This is a genomic window from Lacicoccus alkaliphilus DSM 16010 (assembly GCF_900142805.1).
Classification (GTDB): domain Bacteria; phylum Bacillota; class Bacilli; order Staphylococcales; family Salinicoccaceae; genus Lacicoccus; species Lacicoccus alkaliphilus.
The window spans coordinates 97247-118467 of record NZ_FRCF01000006.1; the positions used below are offsets into that span (position 1 = coordinate 97247).

General features: G+C 48.4%; 19 protein-coding genes. 9 read left to right on the forward strand and 10 right to left on the reverse strand.

The features are described 5' to 3' along the window. Positions 1 to 47: 47 nt before the first annotated feature. Genes BUA12_RS08400 through BUA12_RS08420 form a run of 5 tightly spaced genes read right to left on the reverse strand, consistent with a single transcriptional unit; the run spans position 48 to position 3802 of the window. Positions 48 to 1133, reverse strand: coding sequence for a sensor histidine kinase (locus tag BUA12_RS08400; protein WP_245772784.1), 1086 nt, complete (start codon positions 1131 to 1133; stop codon positions 48 to 50). Further along, the gene (locus BUA12_RS08405) at positions 1120 to 1803 is read right to left on the reverse strand and encodes a response regulator transcription factor (RefSeq protein WP_084670062.1); all 684 of its coding nucleotides are present in this window, start codon (positions 1801 to 1803) and stop codon (positions 1120 to 1122) included. Before BUA12_RS08405 ends, BUA12_RS08400 begins: the two co-directional genes overlap by 14 nt. Positions 1804 to 1813: 10 nt before the next feature. After that, a complete protein-coding gene (locus BUA12_RS08410; protein WP_072710155.1) occupies positions 1814 to 2380 on the reverse strand; it encodes a TlpA family protein disulfide reductase in 567 nt (188 codons plus the stop codon). Between the two features lie 16 nt (positions 2381 to 2396). After that, positions 2397 to 3155, reverse strand: coding sequence for a cytochrome c biogenesis CcdA family protein (locus tag BUA12_RS08415; RefSeq protein ID WP_072710156.1), 759 nt, complete (start codon positions 3153 to 3155; stop codon positions 2397 to 2399). Beyond that, a complete protein-coding gene (locus BUA12_RS08420) occupies positions 3152 to 3802 on the reverse strand; it encodes a hypothetical protein (protein WP_072710157.1) in 651 nt (216 codons plus the stop codon). The genes BUA12_RS08415 and BUA12_RS08420 overlap by 4 nt, the downstream gene beginning before the upstream one ends. A 266-nt stretch (positions 3803 to 4068) precedes the next feature. Between BUA12_RS08420 and BUA12_RS08425 the strand changes: the two genes are divergently transcribed. The 4 genes from BUA12_RS08425 to BUA12_RS08440 all read left to right on the forward strand — a co-directional run bounded on the left by BUA12_RS08425 (position 4069) and on the right by BUA12_RS08440 (position 7788). After that, positions 4069 to 4353, forward strand: a complete 285-nt coding sequence (locus BUA12_RS08425; RefSeq protein WP_072710158.1) for a metal-sensitive transcriptional regulator — start codon at positions 4069 to 4071, stop codon at positions 4351 to 4353. Positions 4354 to 4468: 115 nt separating this feature from the next. Beyond that, positions 4469 to 5569 (forward strand): DsrE/DsrF/DrsH-like family protein, encoded by a 1101-nt coding sequence (locus BUA12_RS08430; RefSeq protein WP_072710159.1) that lies wholly within the window; start codon positions 4469 to 4471, stop codon positions 5567 to 5569. Positions 5570 to 5647: 78 nt separating this feature from the next. After that, on the forward strand, positions 5648 to 7009 hold the full coding sequence (locus BUA12_RS08435; RefSeq protein ID WP_072710160.1) for an MBL fold metallo-hydrolase: 1362 nt from the start codon (positions 5648 to 5650) through the stop codon (positions 7007 to 7009). Beyond that, a complete protein-coding gene (locus BUA12_RS08440) occupies positions 7009 to 7788 on the forward strand; it encodes a sulfite exporter TauE/SafE family protein (protein ID WP_072710161.1) in 780 nt (259 codons plus the stop codon). The genes BUA12_RS08435 and BUA12_RS08440 overlap by 1 nt, the downstream gene beginning before the upstream one ends. A 61-nt stretch (positions 7789 to 7849) precedes the next feature. On the opposite strand, the gene BUA12_RS08445 is transcribed toward BUA12_RS08440, so the two are convergent. From BUA12_RS08445 to BUA12_RS08455, 3 genes are all read right to left on the reverse strand, one after another. Next, entirely contained in the window at positions 7850 to 10531 is a 2682-nt protein-coding gene (locus BUA12_RS08445) for a cation-transporting P-type ATPase (RefSeq protein ID WP_072710162.1), read from the reverse strand. A gap of 160 nt (positions 10532 to 10691) precedes the next feature. Then, a complete protein-coding gene (locus BUA12_RS08450; RefSeq protein WP_072710163.1) occupies positions 10692 to 11105 on the reverse strand; it encodes a universal stress protein in 414 nt (137 codons plus the stop codon). Between the two features lie 15 nt (positions 11106 to 11120). Further along, positions 11121 to 12572, reverse strand: coding sequence for a SulP family inorganic anion transporter (locus tag BUA12_RS08455; protein ID WP_072710164.1), 1452 nt, complete (start codon positions 12570 to 12572; stop codon positions 11121 to 11123). 129 nt (positions 12573 to 12701) lie between these two features. On the opposite strand from BUA12_RS08455, the gene BUA12_RS08460 reads away from it, so the two are divergent. Next, the gene (locus BUA12_RS08460) at positions 12702 to 13244 is read left to right on the forward strand and encodes a recombinase family protein (RefSeq protein ID WP_072710165.1); all 543 of its coding nucleotides are present in this window, start codon (positions 12702 to 12704) and stop codon (positions 13242 to 13244) included. A gap of 69 nt (positions 13245 to 13313) precedes the next feature. Here the strand turns inward: BUA12_RS08460 and BUA12_RS08465 are convergent, their stop codons facing one another. Beyond that, positions 13314 to 14003, reverse strand: coding sequence for an aggregation-promoting factor C-terminal-like domain-containing protein (locus BUA12_RS08465; protein WP_331463074.1), 690 nt, complete (start codon positions 14001 to 14003; stop codon positions 13314 to 13316). A 228-nt stretch (positions 14004 to 14231) separates the two neighbouring features. Then, on the reverse strand, positions 14232 to 15845 hold the full coding sequence (locus BUA12_RS08470) for a BCCT family transporter (protein ID WP_072710166.1): 1614 nt from the start codon (positions 15843 to 15845) through the stop codon (positions 14232 to 14234). A 470-nt stretch (positions 15846 to 16315) separates the two neighbouring features. On the opposite strand from BUA12_RS08470, the gene BUA12_RS08475 reads away from it, so the two are divergent. From BUA12_RS08475 to BUA12_RS08490, 4 genes are all read left to right on the forward strand, one after another. Beyond that, complete coding sequence (locus tag BUA12_RS08475; RefSeq protein WP_072710167.1) at positions 16316 to 17368, forward strand: TAXI family TRAP transporter solute-binding subunit; 1053 nt, start codon at positions 16316 to 16318, stop codon at positions 17366 to 17368. Between the two features lie 23 nt (positions 17369 to 17391). After that, on the forward strand, positions 17392 to 17979 hold the full coding sequence (locus tag BUA12_RS08480; RefSeq protein WP_245772785.1) for a DUF1850 domain-containing protein: 588 nt from the start codon (positions 17392 to 17394) through the stop codon (positions 17977 to 17979). A 64-nt stretch (positions 17980 to 18043) separates the two neighbouring features. After that, complete coding sequence (locus BUA12_RS08485) at positions 18044 to 20035, forward strand: TRAP transporter permease (RefSeq protein ID WP_072710180.1); 1992 nt, start codon at positions 18044 to 18046, stop codon at positions 20033 to 20035. Between the two features lie 160 nt (positions 20036 to 20195). Further along, positions 20196 to 20777 (forward strand): helix-hairpin-helix domain-containing protein, encoded by a 582-nt coding sequence (locus BUA12_RS08490; RefSeq protein ID WP_072710169.1) that lies wholly within the window; start codon positions 20196 to 20198, stop codon positions 20775 to 20777. The last annotated feature ends 444 nt before the right edge of the window (positions 20778 to 21221 follow it).

The window sequence follows — 21221 nt, forward strand, 5'->3', positions numbered from 1 at the left end:
ACCCCCAAAGTCCTAATGGCGGACTTTGGGGGTTTTAAGCCTGTAAATCATTTTACGGGCACTGTAAACCAGAAAGTGTTGATGCCGTCTTCTGACGAGACCCCGGTTTCACCCTCATGCTTATTGATGATCTCTTTTACGATTGCAAGGCCGAGGCCGCTGCCGCCCGTACCGCGGTTTCTGGAAGTGTCGAGGCGGTAGAGCCGTTCAAATATACGTTCTCTTTCGTCTGCAGGTATGAGAGGCCCCGGTCCGCTGACCGACACTTGATAAAAGCCATTCTGCATCCTGCCCTTCACTGCTATGGGGGCAGTGCCATGATGATGGTTCACCGCATTATCGATCAGGTTCGTGACCACCTGCTGCACACCATCGGCATTCATTTTGAAGTTGTAATCCTCCATGTCAGTCATCAATGGTATATTGTTTCTTTCAAGCTCAAGCTGGAACATCTCCACACATTGCTCTGTCAGTTCTGCAATATTCATGAGATCCAATTTCGTATAATGATGCGACGCCGTCTCTCCCCACTCTTTTAAAAGTTCCATCTGCTCGGTCATCTCGGTGAGGCGTTTTGATTCATTCAGCAGTGCATCGTACAATTCTTCATCGCCCTGGATATCACCGTCCCTCAGGGCTTTCAAATAGCCATTCAGGTTGGTGAGGGGCGTCCGGAGTTCATGTGAGAGGTCGGAGACCAGTTTATTGCGGTCCGCATCATTTGATTTGAGCTGGGCGACCAATCCGTTGAAATGACCCGCAAGTTCCCCAATCTCACCTCGGGCGGAGACGGAAACGGGGTCCGGATACTCCCCCTCCCTCATCTGTTTGGTGGATTCAATGAGCTTCTGGACGGGGTTGACCAGCTTTTTCGTCACATAGTACTGGAGCAGGCTGCCGGAGACGATCGTCACTGAAATGAAGATGAGCAGGTAGTTGAAGAGGAGCGAATTGAACCGGGCCTGCTGGAGGTCATTCAGGCCGCCCATCGAACCAACCAGGGCGCAGGCCGTATTGTAGATGGCCAGTCCGCTTAAAAGTATAGCGGCAGTGATTACAATGATGTTCAAAGTCGACAGCCGCCACAGGAAATCCTGCGGCGGAAATTTCCTGATCATTCTACTGAACGACAAATTTATACCCCATTCCCCGGACGGTTTGTATACGCTGCGGGCTGGAAGTATCTTCTTCAATTTTTTCCCTCAGTTTCTTGATGTGGGCATCAATGGTCCGGTCCATCACTGAAATTTCTGCATAAGGGTACAAATGTTCAAGCAATGTCTCCCTGTCGTGTATGATGTTCGGATGCTGCATGAAGAAATAAAGCAGATTGAATTCATGTTTCGTCAATGAAATATCTGTATCGTAAAGTTGTACCTCCCCTTTACGCGGCTTGATGCACAGCCCGTCATGAGAAATTTTCTGACAGAACTGGCCCGTCCGCCTTAAAACGGCTTCGACATGGGCGGTGAGTTCATCCGGCTCAAACGGCTTTGTAATGTAATCGTCTGCACCCATCTTAAGCCCTTCGATTTTGTCGGTCACCCTTGATTTGGCAGAAAGCATGATGACAGATACTTCATTGCGTTCCTGGGCCCGGATCCATTGAAAGAACTCTTCCCCGCTCACTTTCGGCAGCATCAGATCGAGGATCACAAGACATGGGTGTGCAGCCATGAACACCTCTTTTGCTTCTTCCCCGTCAGCTGCTTCCACAACGTCATAACCATGTTTCTCAAGGTTGATCTTTATCAATCTTCTTATCATACTGTCATCTTCGACGACGAGAATCCTCTGTTTCATCATTGACACCTCATAACCTTTTCATATCAAAGAATCGTTTGTTTATATTGGATAGTTCTCTTTGCATAATATCATAATTGATTGCACCTCTTGCCACGAACTGCACTTTCCCTTCGGAATCGACTATATATGAAGTGGGATAGGCCTGTACTTCGTACATTTCTGAAACATCCGATTCAACATCCATAGGAATCGGGAACGTCAAACCCAGTTCATCGATGAAGTCCTCTATGCCCTGTTCGCTTTGTTCTGATTCAGTCAGGTTCACTGCCAGGATTTCAACATCCTCTGATTCATACAGTTCTTGAAAGTCGGGCATTTCAGCCCTGCATGGCGGGCACCATGTCGCCCAGAAATTGATGATGACCGGCTGACCTCTGAACTCCGAGAGTCTGGCTTCATCCCCCTCGAGCGTTTCCAGCAGGAAGTCCGGTGCCATCTGACCCTCAGCCAACCCCACATCCTCTGATGCGTTCTGTTCGATGATCGCATCCTCTTCGGAAGATCCTCCTATAAACTCATAAACTGCCCATCCGACCATGCCGACGACCAATATCACCAGTATAATTTTCTTCATAATAAAAATCCTCCTGTTATCCTAATTTTGCCAACCATGTGCCATCCACAAGGTCGAGTAAAAATTCCGTAATACGCGGCATCATGCCGAGAAACAATACGAGTCCCATGGCAATCATCACCGCACCACCGATTTTCATGATGATTCCTGAATAGCGGACAATCCACCGTGTAGAGCCAAGAAAGAAGCTCAAAACGATGAAAGGTGTGGCGAATCCTATGACATACATGACGGTATATATCATGCCCTGGCCGGGGTCGCTTGCGGCAAGCAGCAGGATCGAACCGAATATGGGTCCGATGCAGGGTGTCCATCCGGCTGCAAAACCGAGACCGACAAAAAATGTCCCTATATAACCCACGGATTTCTTTGAATACTGAAGTCTTCTTTCCTTCATCAAAGAAGGAATGTTGATCCATCCCCCCACGAAAAGACCCATGACGAGGATGAAGACTCCTGCAATCCGCTGCAGCAGCAACCCGGAGTCCCCGAGAAGCAGACTTTGCACCCATTGCCCCAAAAATGAGGCACCGGCCCCCAGGCTGATGAATACGAAAGATACACCGAACAGAAAAACCACAGAGTGACTGAGTATATGGCTTCTGAGTTTTGTGTTCTTATCTCCCTGCAGTTCTTTAACACTGACACCGGTGATATATGAAATGAATGCGGGAAAAAGCGGCAGGACGCATGGCGAGAGAAACGAAAGCGCCCCTGCAGCCATTGCCCAGACGACTCCTATGAGTAACATCGTATCGGCTTCAATACCTGTCATGATTCATCTTCCTTTCCAACTGTAAAAATTATGATGAGGATGCTCACTATGAAAAAGAGGACTAAGAAACCCGGACGCATCGTATAGCCGAAAACCGTCACCACGGGATACAGGCTGGACAGCAGCATCATGCCCGCGGACCATAAGGCTAAAAGTCCCATGAGCAAATATTTCATACTGACTTTTTTCTCCAGAATCAAAAAGACGATTAAAATCAATGCAGCCAGCACTATATGGCCAAAAGCATCGGGATTGCCGTTCCACACCAATTGAATCATTTCATGGACGATGGAGGAGAGGAGGAACATGACTGCAAAAGTCTCTATAAGGGCACCTCTGTCCCCCTTATCCCTTCCATACCGGTACATGAACCACACTGAACTGAATATGAAAGCCAGATAGAATGTATCCGAGGCCCCGGGATATGCCAATATCGTCAGAGGCTCGCTCAGGAATGAAGAAAAATTCAGGACCACTTTTGATAACCAGATGAGGAGCACAAAATTGATGAGAACAGATGACACTTCCTCGATCTGCTTCAGCTTGATGCCACGGGCCTTTTCATTGAATATGTAATATATGCCGCCTCCTGCAATCCAGCTTGTCAAGTTAGTGACCATCGATATCATGGCGTTTGTAATGATCATCTTGTTTCCTCCTCCCATCCTTCACTCATGCCATGATAAAGGGCGAATGTGAAAGTATGATGAAAGTGCTTGGGCATAGATCATAAATTCTTTAACTTATTTTAAATGGCACCCGGATATGTATCAGCCGGAATCAATCGTCCCGCCTTGCATGGAGACGAGATTTACATACCCCTATAGGTATTTGACAAAAATGATAAAAGGGTCTATAATGTATATAGTACATGACGTTGTGGCGTCATCAATAATTTTAGAAGGTGATGTAAATGGTCAAACTGGAAGATAAAACAGTTTATGATAAAGCCATCGTCAACAGAATCAACCGTCTTCAGGGTCAGATCAACGGTGCATTGAAAATGATAGAAGAAGGCAAAGACTGCAAAGATGTCGTGACCCAATTGAGCGCAGCGAAAAGTGCACTCAACCGGACGATGAACGTCATCGTCAGTGAGAACCTTGTAGAGTGCGTGAAAGAAACGATGAACAACCCTGATGAAGATACAGATGCACTCGTCAAAGAAGCAGTTGAATTGTTGAATAAGAGCAGATGATCCCATCTGTTTTTATTTTATTTAAAAAAATACCCCTATAGGTATTTGACAAATTATAATGGCACTGATATTATACCCCTATAGGTATTAAAAAACAGGAGGATGATTTAGCAATATGAGTAACACAAAGACTCAGTACCACATTAATGATGCCGACCGATTGGTCGAAGCAAACGAATATCTATTGGATGTAAGGGAACCTTTTGAATATGAAATGGGACACATTGCCGAGGCAGACAATGTATCCGTGAATGAAATTGAAAACCGTCTGGATGAACTGCCGAAGGACAGAAAAATCCATGTATACTGCCAACGTGGTAAACGCGGTGCAAATGCAGTGGAAATACTGCAGACCAATGGCTTCGATGCAGTGAACCTTGAAGAAGGCTACTCTGCCTACACTGGGAAATATGACAGGGTACAGGAAACCGCAGCGGCTTCTGAAAACGTTTCGGAAGAGCATGTTGAAATCGATCCGAATCGGGTAAAGGTGGAAGCAAGCGGCCTCCAATGTCCGGGTCCGCTCCTTAAAGTCAATGAAGTGATGGGTGAACTTGAGCCGGGACAGCAGATGGAAATCACTGTCACAGATTTCGGTTTTTGTACAGACATTGAAGCATGGGCCCGCAAGACAGGGCATTCCGTCCTTAAAAATGAAAAATTGGAAGACAGGGTCATAGTGGTGATGCAGAAAAATGCCCCTAAGACAAAGAGTGAGGGCGAAGGCCATCAGATGGTCGAAACGAAAGACGGCGCGACGATGGTCGTGTTCAGCGGTGATATGGATAAAGCACTGGCTTCATTCATCATCGCGACCGGTGCGAAAAGCATGGGCAAAGATGTCACCATGTTCTTCACTTTCTGGGGCTTGAATGTCATCAAAGACCCCAATGCACCGAAAAAGAATAAATCCGGTCTGGACAAGGCGTTCAGCATGATGATGCCGAAATCCGCCTCCAAACTCCCGATATCCAACATGAACATGTTCGGAATGGGATCTAAAATGATCCAATATGTAATGAAGAAGAAGAAAGTCGACGCGCTCACTGAAATGATTGAGAAAGCAGATCAACTCGGCGTCAAAATGGTCGCCTGCACGATGAGCATGGATATCATGGCGATCGACGAAGATGAGCTTCTCCCGAACGTCAATTTCGGCGGCGTGGGCACTTACCTCGGCGATGCGGAAAACGGCAACCTGAACCTGTTCATATAATTGGAGCGGGTTCATGCCGATCAGCAATTGAAAAACAGACAAATTCAATCAATTTAAAATTTCAAGGAGTGTATTTAAATGTTCTTTAAACAATTTTTCGATAAAAAACTTGCACAGACTTCTTATATGGTCGCCTGCCAGAAGACACAGGAAGCAATCATCATCGATCCTAAGCGCGTCATTGACGAGTATGAGGAAGTGGCGAAAGAAGAAGGATTCAACATCACCCAGGTGACGGAAACACACATCCATGCAGACTTCGCTTCCGGAATCCGTGATGCGGCAAAACGTTTCAAAGCGACTGCTTATGTATCCGATGAAGGCGATGAGAACTGGAAATATGAAAATATGCCTGAAGATACCGTCTATTTGACAGACGGCGACATCATCAATGTCGGTAATGTAGAGCTTAAAGTCGTCCATACGCCGGGGCATACCCCTGAGAGCATTTCATTCGTATTGACCGACCGCGGCGGCGGCAGTGAGGAACCTATGGGCATATTCACCGGTGATTTCCTCTTCGTGGGGGACATCGGCCGTCCGGACCTGCTTGAAGAGGCTGCCAAGATGGAAGGCACGACTGAAGAAGGCGCGAATGATATGTTCGATTCCCTCAAAAAATTGAATGATTACCCGGACTTCATGCAGGTATGGCCGGGACATGGTGCAGGCAGTGCATGCGGTAAATCACTCGGTGCGGTGCCATTATCGACACTCGGTTATGAGCGTCAAAGCAACTGGGTATTCAGCTTCGAGGAGAAAGATGCGTTCATTAAAGAGCTGACAAGTGATCAGCCTGAGCCGCCAAGCTATTTCGCCCAGATGAAGAAAGTGAACAAGGAAGGCCTGCCTGAATTCAAGGTGAAGGAAGTCGAAGTCGACACCCCTGACGAACTTCTCGGTCAGCTGTTTGACCTGAGGCGCAAGGAAGAATTCAAGAAAGGCTTCAAGAAGGGCGCCATCAACGTCCCTTATAATGACAAATTCCTTCAATTTGCAGGATGGTATGTGGATTATGATCAGCCGATGACGGTGATCGCAAACCCTGAAGACAGCAAAATACTTCAGGAAGATCTGGCATCAATCGGTTTCGACAACCTTGAATTGATTGTGCCTGAAGACGAAGCGGATCAGTACTTTGATGATGCTTACGAAAATGTCTCACCGGAAGAGTTCGTCCAGGATCTTGAAAACAAGCATATCCTTGATGTACGCTCGACTTCCGAGTACAAAGACAGCAGCCTGGACAATGCCCATCATGTACATTTCGGACATCTTGACGAAAAAGAAGTACCGTTCAGTACAGAGGATACAGTATATGTCCATTGTCAGTCAGGTGTGCGTTCAGCCATCGCCATGAGTGCGCTTAAAGCACGCGGCTATGAGAACGTGGTCAATATTGAAAACGGCTATGCCGGCATTCAAGCAGCGATGCAATAATGGACATCACCTTTATAATTGTCATATTTCTGATCGGGTTCATCGGTTCCTTCATCTCCGGGATGGTGGGGATCGGTGGTTCGATCATCAAATATCCGATGCTGTTGTATATCCCTTCAATTCTTGGAGTCGCGGCCTTCACTTCCCACGAGGTGGCAGGGATAAGCGCCGTACAGGTGTTCTTCGCCACAATTGCGGGTGTATGGGCCTATAAGAGCAGTGGTTATTTGCATATGCGATTGATTGCCTATATGGGTGGCGCGATCCTGATCGGCAGCCTGCTCGGCGGCTATGGATCTGAATTTCTGACTGAAACACAGATAGATGTCGTTTACGCGATTCTGGCCTCAATTGCCGTCATCATGATGTTCATGCCGAAGAAGGAAGTCCCTTACAACCCCGGAGACGATCTGGAGTTCAACGGACCGCTTGCAGCAGTACTTGCATTCATCACCGGTGCAGCAGCGGGCATCGTCGGTGCTGCGGGTGCGTTCATCCTTGTCCCGATCATGCTGGTTGTCCTTAAAATACCGACAAGAGTGACGATTGCGACGAGCCTCGCCGTCACCTTCATCTCTTCAATCGGTACGACCATCGGTAAAGTCGTGACGGACCAGGTACTCTACGGCCCTGCAGTCATCATGATCATAGCAAGCCTGATCGCCGCACCGCTGGGCGCCAAGGCAGGACAGAATATGAATACCAAAGTTCTGCAGTGGATACTGGCATTGCTCATCTTGGCCACTGCTTTGAAGATATGGACGGAAGTCCTGATGTAGTTGAAACATGGAGTATGAAAGGCCCCCGATCTTCCATAAGGAAGTCGGGGGCCTTTCATAATTATGCTTCAGCCTCATCAGCGCGAATAGATCTTCTTTTGATGATGGAGCGTGTGATCCACTTCTCGATTTCTATCAGGATGAAGACGCTGATGCCGATTGCAATCGGTATGAGCCAGTATTCAAGGGCGATCGGTACAGTGCCGAGAATCGTGTTCATGAAGGGGAGGTATGTCACCCCGACTTGAAGAAGGATAAGCAGTCCCGACACCATGAAAGCGATTCGGTTTGTGAAGAAATTCCTGTTCAGGGCGAAGTCCACTTCGCTCCTGCAATTATACAGATGGAACAACTGGGCAAATACGATGGACTGGAGCGTGATCGTTTTGATGACTTCGGCGGGGTATCCCTGATCATGAAGCTCAAGGTTCACCAGCAGTATACCGCCGCCTACAAGCAGGGAGACGAGTGCAATCCTGAATATATAGTAGCCGCTCAGGAGTCTTGTTTCAGGGGGTCTGGGCGGCCGTTTCATACTGTTAGGCTCGAGCTTTTCAAATGCCAGGGCCAGCGATACGGTGACCGATACGACCATATTGACCCACAGGATCTGTACAGGGGTGAGGGGCATTGTGAGCCCGAACATGAGGGCGGCAAGAATCAGGAATGCCTCGGCGCCGTTCGTCGGCAGGATGAACAGTATCGTCTTTTTCAGGTTGTCGTAGACTCGCCGGCCTTCCCTCACTGCCTTTACGATGGTTTCAAAGTTGTCATCGACCAGGATCATGCGGGCGGCTTCCTTTGAAACTTCAGTCCCTTTGATGCCCATGGCGACCCCGATATCCGCTCGCTTGAGCGCTGGCGCGTCATTGACCCCGTCACCTGTCATGGATGTGATCTGCCCCTGCGCCTGCAGGGCAGTGACGAGCTGCAGTTTGTTCTGCGGGCTGGTTCTGGCGAAGATATCATATTCCATGGCGGCGCGGGCCAATTCATCGTCCGTCATGCCATCCAGCTCCCGGCCCTCGATGGCCTGCTGGCCGTCGCCGATGCCGAGCTGTCTGCCGATGGCGATTGCTGTATCCTTATGATCGCCGGTGATCATTTTTACGTTGATTCCGGCACGTTTGGATTCCTCCACTGCAAGTATGGCTTCTTCCCTTGGTGGATCGATGATGCCTGCGAAGCCTAGCAGGTTCATCCCCCGGGTGAGATCTTCATGGGTGATTTCAGATGTTTCCGGGGGCATATCCTTATATGCCGCCCCGAGCACACGTTTTCCCTCGCCTGCGATGCGGGCAAGCTTTTTCTCCCACTCCACCCTGTCTTCATCGTCGGCCTCCGGATAAGCCATATCGAGCAGCCTGTCCGGTGCACCTTTGATATAGAGGCGTTTTGCACCGTCCGTTTCCACCAGATAAGCCATATACTTATACGCGGAATCGAAAGGTATCTTATCGATCGGGGGAAGTGCAGGGATGTCGGCCTCGGCTTTTTCCGCTACAGTCAAGAGACACCCTTCCGTCGGCTCCCCGCTGATTTCCCATTGACCGGTCTCCCCGTTCTTCCAGAGGCTGGTTTCGTTGACTGTCTTTATGCAAGTCAGAAACGCTTTAAGTGTGGACGGATCATCATTCTTCCTTCCCGCCACTATCTCCCCGTGAGGGGCGTACCCGGTGCCGGTGACACTGTACGCGGCATCCTGGAGGTCGATGGAGGTGACCGTCATTTCGTTCCTGGTCAGGGTGCCGGTCTTATCCGAACAGATGACCGATACCGCTCCGAGGGTCTCTACAGACGGGAGGTTTTTGACGATTGCATTATTTCCGGCCATCGTCTGCACACCAAGTGCGAGGATGATGGAGAGGATGGCGGGCAATCCTTCAGGAATTGCTGCTACGGCAAGGGAGATCACTGCAAGGAGCAGTTCAGTCGTCGGGTAGTCGTGGAAGACGTAACCATAGATGAAGCTGACTGCTGCGATGAGTAATATGATGAAGCTGATGGTCTTGCCGAATTGCGCAGTCTGTCTGAGCAGAGGTGTCTGAAGCTGTTCCGTCTCCACCATGGAAGTATTGATCTTCCCGAGTTCCGTTTGTTCACCGGTGGCGACGACGATGCCCCGGCCTGAACCGGAAGAAATGGATGTGCCGGAAAATGCCATGTTCACCTGGTCGCCGAGCACCGCGTCGGAACCGATCGCGGCCGTCTGTTTCTTTACTGCCAGGGATTCCCCGGTCAAAGCGGACTCTTCCACTTTAAGGTTGTTCGCTTCAATCAGCCGGACATCTGCCGGAAGGCGGTCACCGGCTTTAAAGAGCACAATATCACCCGGCACCACTTCGTCAGCCGGAATCTCGAGCCGCCTCCCCTCCCGGACGACTGTCGCGTTACTGGAAAGCATGTTCTGTATCCCTTCAAGTGCTTTTTCGGCCCTGTTTTCCTGGACGTAACCGATCATCGCATTGATGATGGCGACGGCAAGGATGACAGCGGTGTCGATGAAATGGCCAAGCGCGGCAGTCACGACCGCAGCAGCGAGGAGCACATAAATGAGCACATCATTGAAGTGGCCGAGAAACTTTCGCCATTCAGGCACCTTTTCCGGTTTTGGCAGTACATTCCTGCCATGGGTTCCCAGGTTCCGGGCAACATCTTCGCCGTCCAATCCCTGTGACTTGTCAACGGAGAAATACTGAAGTACCTCCTCTTCCTGCTCAGCATGCCATTGTTTTCGTTCCATATACTCACTCCTGACCGAATTTGATGTTCATAATTATTGTAACGTATTTTCTGATGGTGTTCAGGAGTATGGGCAGGGACTTGAAGACATAATATTGAAATATGATGGATGAAGGCATAAAAAAACCGTCCACGTAATTTTCAGTGGATGGTTTTCTGCATCATTTGACGATCATCACCGGCATATGTGCGCGCTTTGCGACTTTATGGCTCACGCTGCCGAGCACCATTTCCTGTAAGGCATTCAGCCCCCTGCTGCCAAGTATGACGACATCATACCCGCCTTCATTTGCGAAGTCGACGACCGTTTCGGCCGGGCTGCCCTGCTTGAACTGTACATCATACGACACACCATTTTCATCATAGAGTGCGATGATTTTGGAAAGCTTCGCCTTCCGGTTGAAGGTACTGCCGTCCCCCGGCCTGTTATGAAGGATTTCATCCTTCGAATTTTCCGGGTTGACCACATTCAGTATCGTCACTTCGGTATCCCCGCCTATAAAGTGAAGTGTCTCTTCTGCTGCCCTGTAGCTGTTATCCGAACCGTCTGCTGCGAGTAAAATTGATTGATACATTCCGGTATTCCTCCTTTAGGTGAGGTGCTGTTCATTGAGCTGGCTGAGTTCTTTGACGATTTTCCTGCTGTCTGTATTCATATGGCTGACATAAACGGCATTGCCTTTTTCTTCGAGTTTCCTGACGATGGTATCGACTGCATCGACTGCGGAATCATCCCACAAGTGGGCGTCCCGGAAGTCGAGATGTATATCTTTATCATACTTTTTGAACTCTATCTGTTCAATCGTGGTATCGATGGAAGCGAAGAAGATCTGTCCAACGAAGCGGAGGGTGATGGCCTCTGCCGTCTCTTCAAAATGCACATCGACCTTCGAAATTTTCGTTGCAAAGAATAATGCGCTGAATACGACCCCGACGATGACCCCGATGGCAAGGTTGTGTGTAACCAGGACGATGAGCACAGTAATCACCATGACGAAGGCATCAGTGCGGGGTGCTTTGGCCATGAAGCGGAAAGAGCCCCAGTCAAAAGTGCCGATGGCGACCATCACCATGATGCCGGCTAAGATCGGCATGGGAATCTGTACGACCCACTCCCCGAGCACGATGATGAGGAACATCAGTACGACGCCGGCTGTGAATGTTGAGAGCCTGGTCGTTGCACCGGATCTCACGTTGATGACCGACTGGCCGATCATCGCACAACCGCCCATTCCGCCAAAGAAGCCTGTGATGAAGTTCGCGATGCCCTGTCCGCGGGATTCCCTGTTTTTACTGCTGTAGGTATCCGTCGCATTGTCGACGATCCGTGCGGTCAAAAGTGTTTCCACAAGTCCGACGATTGCCATGGACAATGAAAAAGGCAGGATGATCATGAATGTTTCCATGGTGAACGGCACATCCGGGAGGAAGAAGCTTGGAAACGACCGTTCGATCGTACCGAGGTCACCGACCGTGCCGACATTGGATCCGAAAGCGATATAGACGCCGGTCAGCACGACAAGCGCAATCAGCGGTGCCGGAATCTTCTTGAAGAAACGCGGCAATACATATAGAATCAACAATGTAACGATCAGGTAGATATATGTATCAATCGAAATGCCGAAAATATGTTCAAGCTGGGACATGAAGATCATGATGGCGAGTGCATTAACGAAACCGATCATGACTGAGTTCGGGATGAATTTCATCAGCTTTCCGACTTTAAGCAAGCCCAATATGACTTGGATGATGCCCATCAGGATCGTGGCGGCAAGCAGATAATCCACGCCGTATTCGCTGACAAGCGGTACGACCAGGAGTGCTATCGCTCCCGTGGCGGCAGAAATCATGGCCGGCCGTCCGCCGACGAATGATATGATTACAGCTATGAGGAATGAGGCATAGAGTCCGACCATCGGGTCGACCCCTGCAATGATCGAGAAGGCGATGGCTTCCGGGATCAGAGCCAGAGCCACGACGAGGCCGGCCATGATATTGGTGCCCGGTTCGTGCAGCCATTCCCTTTTAAATTTTTCTACCATAAATTAATACACTTCCCACTCTATAAATTGACTAATGCCATTATAGCAGAAAAGTTTCATATGTATACCCCTTTTTGGGAAAATGGGTGAAAGTCATGATATAATATTGTTAAGATTGGAGGGCTTAAGATGAAGTACGGTTACATAAGACCTGTCGAACTATATGATGATATCGCAGGACAGAAGAAAAAAATAATGGAATATACAAATAATATCTTTATGGAAACTCATTCTGAAAATAAAAAGAGGACGGAGCTTGAGAGAGTGCTCGAAGACACGCTCGATGCAGGCGATGAATTAATCGTCACCGACTTCTGCATCCTTGCCGATTCCACGAAACATCTCGTGGATATCATCGATGCATGTATACGGGAGTCAGCGCAGCTCCACATCCTCAACCCGGCCATTGTGATTGATGAAGGGACTGAATATCATTTTCAGCACATTTTAAATGAAGTATCCAATTTCCAAAGCGACATCGTGAAGTTCAGGACACAACTCGGTGTGGATAAGGCCATCAAAGGCGGTAAAAAGATGGGAAGACCGAGGCGCAGTGATGAAAATATAAAAAGAGCCGTTGAGATGTACATGTCAAAGAAGTATACACTCGACGAAATCAAAGAAAAGACGAACATCAGCAGGGCAACGCTCTACAGGCACCTGGAAAGCTGATTGTAAAAATAAAACCCTTATCGCCCGGTATTTCCCGGGCAATAAGGGTTTTTCGTTCCGGAGTGGTGATTACCACCAATTGTTTGCTTCACGGAATTCGATTGCTTCTTCCACTGAGCCGTAACGTTCTTCTGCATAATTCAGCATACCTTCAGTCTGTTCCGTGACAGAACCGGTGCCCCATGACTCTTTAGTCTGACCGAGTCCTCTGTAGCCGAGTTCGTTGACTGCATTTGGATCACCGCTGGATTCAGGCATCACGATGGCATTCCAGACTGCTTCAGTGCCGCCTGCTTCAAGGAACTGCTCCTTTGTGGAGCCATCGCTTGAAGGTGCTGCCGGTTGTGACTCCTGCTCAGGCTGTTGTACATTTTGTGCAGGCGCCTCCTGTGTCTCTTCAACGACTTCCGGTGCAGGCTGTTCTTCCTGAACCGGTGATTCAGTCACCTGCGGTGCGGCCTGCTCTGCATTTCCTGCAGGTGTTTCAGCTTGAACCGGGCCGTTGCCGTTGTAAGCCCATGTGTAGTTCACGCCGTCAGATTTGAATTCGTAATCGACTTCATTCAGATTGAAATTATAGTGGTACTCACCTTCATGAATCGGTGCCTCATCGAGCTTGCTTGAATGGGACTGGGCCATCTGTGCAAGTTCTGCTTTATCGATATTCTGCTCTGATGCTTCAGCGTCCCCTGCTGCTGTGAAACCGCCGATTCCAAGTCCGAGAGCGAGAGTTGTCGTCAATATTGTTTTCTTCATCATTCAATTCCTCCATAAAAACGGGATTATTCTCAATGGATTTTCAATCTTCACCACCAAAAATCCGAAGCCTTGAATATCAAGACAATACCCACTGTAACATGGCATCACAGTCGGCAGGTTACAGCCCGGTGATAATGAAGTTACAATTCCCACCGGGTGATGTAATGTTGAAATCCCATTGTAAATTGAATGTATTCCTACATGAGTGCCCTGCTTCAATCATAGTCTTTACAAATCTTTTTCGTCCACACCTGAATCCCGTTTTCTGCGGTACTCCTCTTCTTCCCTGGTCAGGTATTCCTTCATGCGGTGTTTATTCGGTGTAATGGTGAGTCCGAGGTACTTCCGTTCCTCATTCGCATCTTTATAGAAGGAAATCATCATCAGTATGATGACGAAACTGAACGGCAGCGCTGCAATGATGGCTGCGGACTGGAGGGCTTCAAGCCCCGTCTCCCCTCCGGACAGGAGCAGGATGTAGGCAATGGATGACAGTGCGACGCCCCATACTATTTTGATGTTGACAGTCGGACGCAATGACCCATGTGAAGTCTGCATCCCAAGGACGAATGTCGCTGAATCTGCCGACGTGATGAAGAATGAGGAAATCAGTATGATGGCGAGAATCGATAATGGTACGCTGAGCGGCATCTCATTAAAGATGGCGAACAATTGTATTTCAGGACCAAGTCCGATGATTTCCGGCACTTTTCCGGCAACTTCTATGCCGGTGACGCCAAAGACGGTGAACCAGATGATGCCGATGGTCGTCGGGACGAGCAGCAATGCCATCACGAATTCACGGACTGAACGGCCTCTCGAGACACGTGCGATGAAGATGCCGACAAACGGACTCCAGCTCAGCCACCATGCCCAGTAATAGATCGTCCATGCCTGCAGCCAGTCGTTCTTCTGTTCATTCATCGGTGCGGCATCCAAAGTCCTTGCGACGAATGTATTGATGTATTCCCCGGCAGCTGTCGGCAGCATGTTCAGGATGAGCATCGTCGGACCGAGTATTAAAATGGTTAAAAGTAAAATGGATGCGATGATCATATTCAGGTTGCTTAAATATCTGATGCCCTTGCTTAAGCCGCTCCATGCACTCACAAGGAACAGGACGGTGACCACCCCTATGATCAAGCCCTGGACCGTCAAGTTGACCGGAACACCGAGCAGGTAGTTCAAGCCGCCATTGATCTGCGTCGTGCCGATGCCGAGTGAGACGGCGACACCGACCACTGTGGCGAATACCGTCAATACATCGATGAGGACCCCTATCGGCCCGTCCACCCTGTCGCCCAGCACCGGACGGAGTGTTTTGGACAGCAGCCCCGACTCTCCCTTTCTGAACTGGAAATACGCGAGCGCGAGTGCAACGGCGCCGTACATGCCCCACGCATGGACACCCCAATGGAATATCGTCGCCCGTATGGCTTCGAGCATTGCTTCTTCCGTCTCGGGATCGGCAGTTGCCGGAGTGAAGAAGTGTGCGATGGGCTCTGAAGTGCTGTAGAACACCACACCAATACCCATACCGGCACTGAAAAGCATCGTCAGCCATGAACGCGTGCTGAACTCGGGCTTATGATGCGGTTTGCCCAATTTCAATTTACCGATCGGGCTGAAAACAAGGAAAATACAAAAGAACAACATGGCGGAAGTGATGATCATGTAATACCATCCGAAATAATTACTCACCCAATTGGCGATGGAGCCTGATACAGCCCCGAATTGAGCGGGATTGATGGCACCGAGAATGACGAGTGCTGCAACGATGAGCACTGAATATGTAAATACGTGTGAAAGCTTTTTATTTCCAGGACTTGAAGAATCCTTCATTGATCTGCTCCTTAAAGTTTACTTCAGTATGGGAAAAATCCATAACTGCTTATTTTTGTTAAAAGAATAACCTATAGATGATAACAAATACTGACGCCAAGTGCAATTTGAATTAACGAAATGAATGGCGATGTCCGATGAATCCTCCTCAAAAATATAAAAATTCTTGATTTCACAGTGTTTTCACGCTGATCCCGGCACCTCCTCAAAATATTGATATAACCAGGGCGTATTAATTTGGAGATCATATAAGTTATTACAAAATTTAGTTGTAACTTTACGTACAAATGCAGTATAATTACTTGTAAGCGTATTCAGTTGGTGTTTTGCCATCGCTGCTGGAGGCAGGGCCCCTTTAAAAAGAATGCGGCAGGTAATTAAATAAGCTGCGACATCAAGTTTGCAGACTATTGACAATTTTTAGAAACAGGGCTATATTTCAATTAAGAATATATTAAGGGGGATGTAACATGAAGATGAACAAGTTTTGGCTTTTATCTGCGTTTTTAGTATTTGTGCTGGTACTGGCTGGCTGTGGCAACGGGGAAGACGACACGGCTGATGACGGCGCGGAAGAAGATGCAACTGAAACTGAAGAAGACGGGGCAGAGGAAACCACAGATGATGGAGGGGAAGCTGAAGGGGAAACACCGGACTTCCTGACTTTACTTACAGGTGGTACAAGTGGAACTTACTACCCTCTCGGCGGTGAAATGGCATCAAACATCAGCAATGAGACAGGTATCCAGACCGATGCACTTTCGTCAAACGCTTCTGCCGACAACATAGTCGACCTGCAGAATGGGGAGGCTGAACTCGCTATGGTTCAGACGGACACGGTCGCACAGGCTGTTGATGGAGAAGGTGCATTTGAAGGTGAGGAAGTGGATAATGTACTGGGACTGGGATCGTTATACCCGGAAACTGTCCAGATTGTAACGACTGCTGATTCCGGCATCGAGTCGATCGAAGACTTGGAAGGCATGACTGTTTCAGTCGGGGCCCCGGGTTCAGGTACATTCTATAACGCTGAGCAGATTTTGGAAATCCATGACTTGTCCATGGATGATATCGACGCTCAAAACCTTGATTTCGGTGAGTCCACCGGTGGTATCCAGGATGGCAACATCGATGCAGCAATCATCACCGGCGGTACGCCGACCGGTGCTGTAGAGGAATTGTCAGCAACAGCAGACTTGAGGATCCTGCCTGTTGAACAGGATAAAATCGATGAGTTGATCGACCAGTATCCATTCTACGCGGAAGACACGATTGAAGCCGGCACATACGGCATCGAGGAAGATGTGACGACGGTGGCGGTGATGGCCATGATTGCAGTCTCGGACAGCTTGTCGGATGATGTTGTATACGACATTACTGCAGCAATCTATGAAAATGCAGACTCAATGGCACATGCCAGAGCGGAAGACATCACAGTTGAAACGGCATTGGATGGTGTCGGCATCGATCTTCATCCAGGTGCACAGAACTACTTTGATGAGCAGGGTGTGGAAACAGATTAAGGTTCATAGTGATAACGGATGGTATGACCGGCAGTCAATCTGGTTTTAGATGGATGACTTCCGGTCAATCCGTTTTTTTAGAGGTATTTTTAATGAAAAAATATTTGGTTGCGACTATCATTACACTACTTATTTTGTTGGCTGTATCATTCATTCCATTCAGGCAGTCCCTGGTGTTTTATGAAGAAAACACCGATGAGGTTGAAGCTTATCTGCCAATGGAAAATCAGGGGACGTTCCAGATCATATTCACCCATTCCATTCATTTGACCGATGTGGTGGAGAAATACATTGTTCTGGAAAATCAGCATATACAACAGTATGAAATGATCTACGAAGAATTTGGAATCGGCATGCCATCCAATGCCCAGGGAGAGGAAGAGTTCTCCTATGAGGACGGTAAATATCACATTAGGAATATGGATAATGTCTTTCCCGAAATAAAACTTAGAAATGGCAAGGCAGTTTCCGAACACAGACTTGTCTGGGGCCCGGAACATGAATACATAACAGAGTTCAATGATTATTTTGAACCGGGCGCATGGTTTACTATAAAAATCGATAACTTGTCAGTATGGCAAATGATGCAAGGGGTGAGAATCCATGAGTGATTCAAAAAAGCAGCAGGAAGAGCAGAAAAAGCCGGAACAAGAAAATGGGAAACCGGAAGAAGAAATGACTGAAGAAGAGCGTCTTTCCCAGGAGGAACAGGAAAAACTGCTTAAAAAATATGATACCGAATCCAACACCAGGGATCTCACCGGTATCATCGGTACAACGGTCTTCCTCACACTGATTGCATTTTCATTATTTCAAATCTACACAGGCATGTTCGGCCAGTATACGGCTTATGTACAACGTACAGTCCACCTGGGCTTTGCCCTTGTATTGATCTTCATGTTATTTCCGGCAAGAAGGGGCGGGCCCAAGAGGAAAGTTGCCTGGTATGACTACCTGCTTGCCCTTTTATCCATCATCGTGTGTGGCTACTGGCCGGTATATTATGACACGATAGTCCAGCAGATCGGCGGTTCGACAGATGTCCAGCTCGTCATCGGGAGTATAGCCATACTACTTGTGCTGGAAGCCTCCAGAAGGGCTGTAGGGCTGCCGATCGTCATCGTAGCTGCCACATTCCTCATCTATGCTTATTTCGGCCCTCAGATGCCGGGGGATCTGGCACACAGGGGCCTCAGCCTGAATCAATTGGTCACTGCAATGTTCTTTACGACGGAAGGTATACTTGGAACGCCGCTTGCGGTATCTTCGACCTACATCTTCCTGTTCCTGTTGTTTGGTGCATTCCTTGTGCAGACAGGGGTGGGTCAATATTTCAACGATCTTGCGCTCGCCATTGCCGGTAAACGTACCGGTGGTCCCGCCAAGGTCGCAATCTTCTCCAGTGCCCTTAATGGGACGATTTCAGGGAGTTCCGTCGCCAATACAGTGACGACAGGTTCATACACGATACCGATGATGAAAAGGCTGGGTTACCGTAAGAATTTTGCCGGTGCGGTGGAGGCAGCCTCCTCCACTGGCGGTCAGCTTATGCCGCCGATCATGGGTGCAGCGGCATTCCTGATGATCGAATTTGCCGGGGAAACCTATTGGGATATTGCGAAAGCGGCAACGGTCCCGGCCCTGCTCTATTTCAGCGGCATATGGATAGTCACCCATTTTGAAGCGAAAAGGATCGGCCTTCACGGCCTTCCGTCAGATCAGCTTCCCGCTAAGAAGGAAGTCTTGAAGAAGATTCATTTATTGATACCCATACTCGCCATAGTGTTCCTGCTGTTCCAGGGCTTCAGCATCGAAAGGACGGCCCTGTATGGGATAGGTATCACGATTCTTGTCAGCCTGTTCCGTAAAGATACGAGGATTACACCAAGCAGGTTCATCGTCGCCCTCACGTCAGGTGCACGTACGGCGCTCGGTGTAGCGGCAGCTACTGCCTGTGCGGGGATCATCGTCGGTGTCGTAACTAGAACTGGCCTCGGTTTGAAGTTCGGTAACATGCTGGTGGATATCGCAGGCGCGCTTGCATTCAATGTGGATATGCAGCTGATGCTGACACTCGTGTTCACGATGATCGCGTCCATAATTCTCGGTATGGGATCGCCGACGACTGCAAACTATATCATCACTTCAACGATTGCATTGCCGGCGATTCTGGCACTCAATGATCAGCTGGACGTGGCAGTTCCGGTGCTTGCTGCACATATGTTTGTATTCTACTTCGGAATTGTTGCAGACATCACCCCGCCTGTGGCGCTTGCCGCCTTTGCCGCCACAGGCATCTCCGGAGGGGAACCGATGCGGACCGGCGGAAATGCGGTCAAACTCGCAATAGCAGCGTTCATCATCCCTTACATGTTCGTGCTTCAACCGCAGATTCTGATGATTGATACGACCGTGTGGGAAGTATCGTTCATCGTACTCACCGCATTGATGGGGATGAATGCGATAGGCGCAAGCATGGTCGGCTACTGGTACCGGAGCATACCATGGTATGGCAGGATCATCGCCTTTTTTACAGGACTCTTCCTCATGTATCCAGGTGCAGCTTCCGACTTCATCGGAATCCCGATATTTGTAATTTTGATCGTCCTGCAATTCGTCATCAAAGGCAGGCCGCGTAAAAATAAGAAAGCCGAGGCTGCAGCCTGAGGGCTTCAACTTAAGAATTGAGAAATAGAAACTTCCCATGACAGAGCTTACCTAATGCCTCCGTTATGGGAAGTTTTTAAATGTCATTGATATTTCCCGGGGAATATATGTATTGATGTGATTGTAAAGAAGTAAATTAAGAGATGAAAGGAGGATCACCATGGCGCCGATTCCGAATATAGGCAGACCGGCAGCACATGCATTGAAGACTATCGGCATCACATCACTGGAACAGCTCACTGGTGTGGATAAGGAAAATTTATCCCGCGTGCATGGCATCGGTCCAAAAGCGATGGATATATTGGAAAGGGAGCTGGAAAGAAAAGAGCTGACCTTCAAAAAACATGAACCTCTCCCCTTCACTCCCGGCTTCGGGGTCTTTGGCAGCCTGGGATGCAATAATGCACCGAAAAAAGAGATCCTGAGGGATTTTGCGATTTCATTTGTAGAAGGGAATAAAAATGGCTTGGGCATGACTTGTAATGAAGACGTGAAATTTCAAGTAGTCAAAAATGAGGAGCTGCGAGGTATAGAAGAAGTTTATCAGTATATATCAAGGGACAAATATAACGTGAGCAGCCTGGAATTAAAATCGCTCATCACCCATGGCAAGGAAGCCGGAGCATACGGTTCCCTTGTAACTGTTGAAGGTGAAAAGATTGAGCTTGCATGGTTCATCCATTTCAAGAGCCATAAGAAAGATGCTTTGATTCAGGACATTTCATTCTTTGAAGTCAGGTGAATCAAGTGCCTGAACCTATACTTTCAGACACTTTTCCCATAGTGTTATATAGACGATATTGAATGCTTGAAACACCGGGTACAATGCATTTTTTTAAGTAATGCATGGCGTTATCACAATCATCTCCCCCATAATAAAAAGGGGGCTGGGACATAAGTCCCCGCCCCTAACCAAAAATCCCCGGATTAAAATGTGAATTTTAATCCGGGGATTTTTATATAAATATAAGACAAAAACAAGGCACACTCTTATAATGTAAGTAACCACACAAACAAAGGAAGAGGTGCCTTATGTATAAAGATTATAACATGAACCAGCTTACAATACCATTGGATATCGAAGTGATGATTCCGGACGATGACATCGCCGTTGCGGTGAATGAGATGGTGGAGAGCATCCCGGAGGCGCCGTTCAAAGCCTTCGAGCATGATGTCGGGGCGTCCT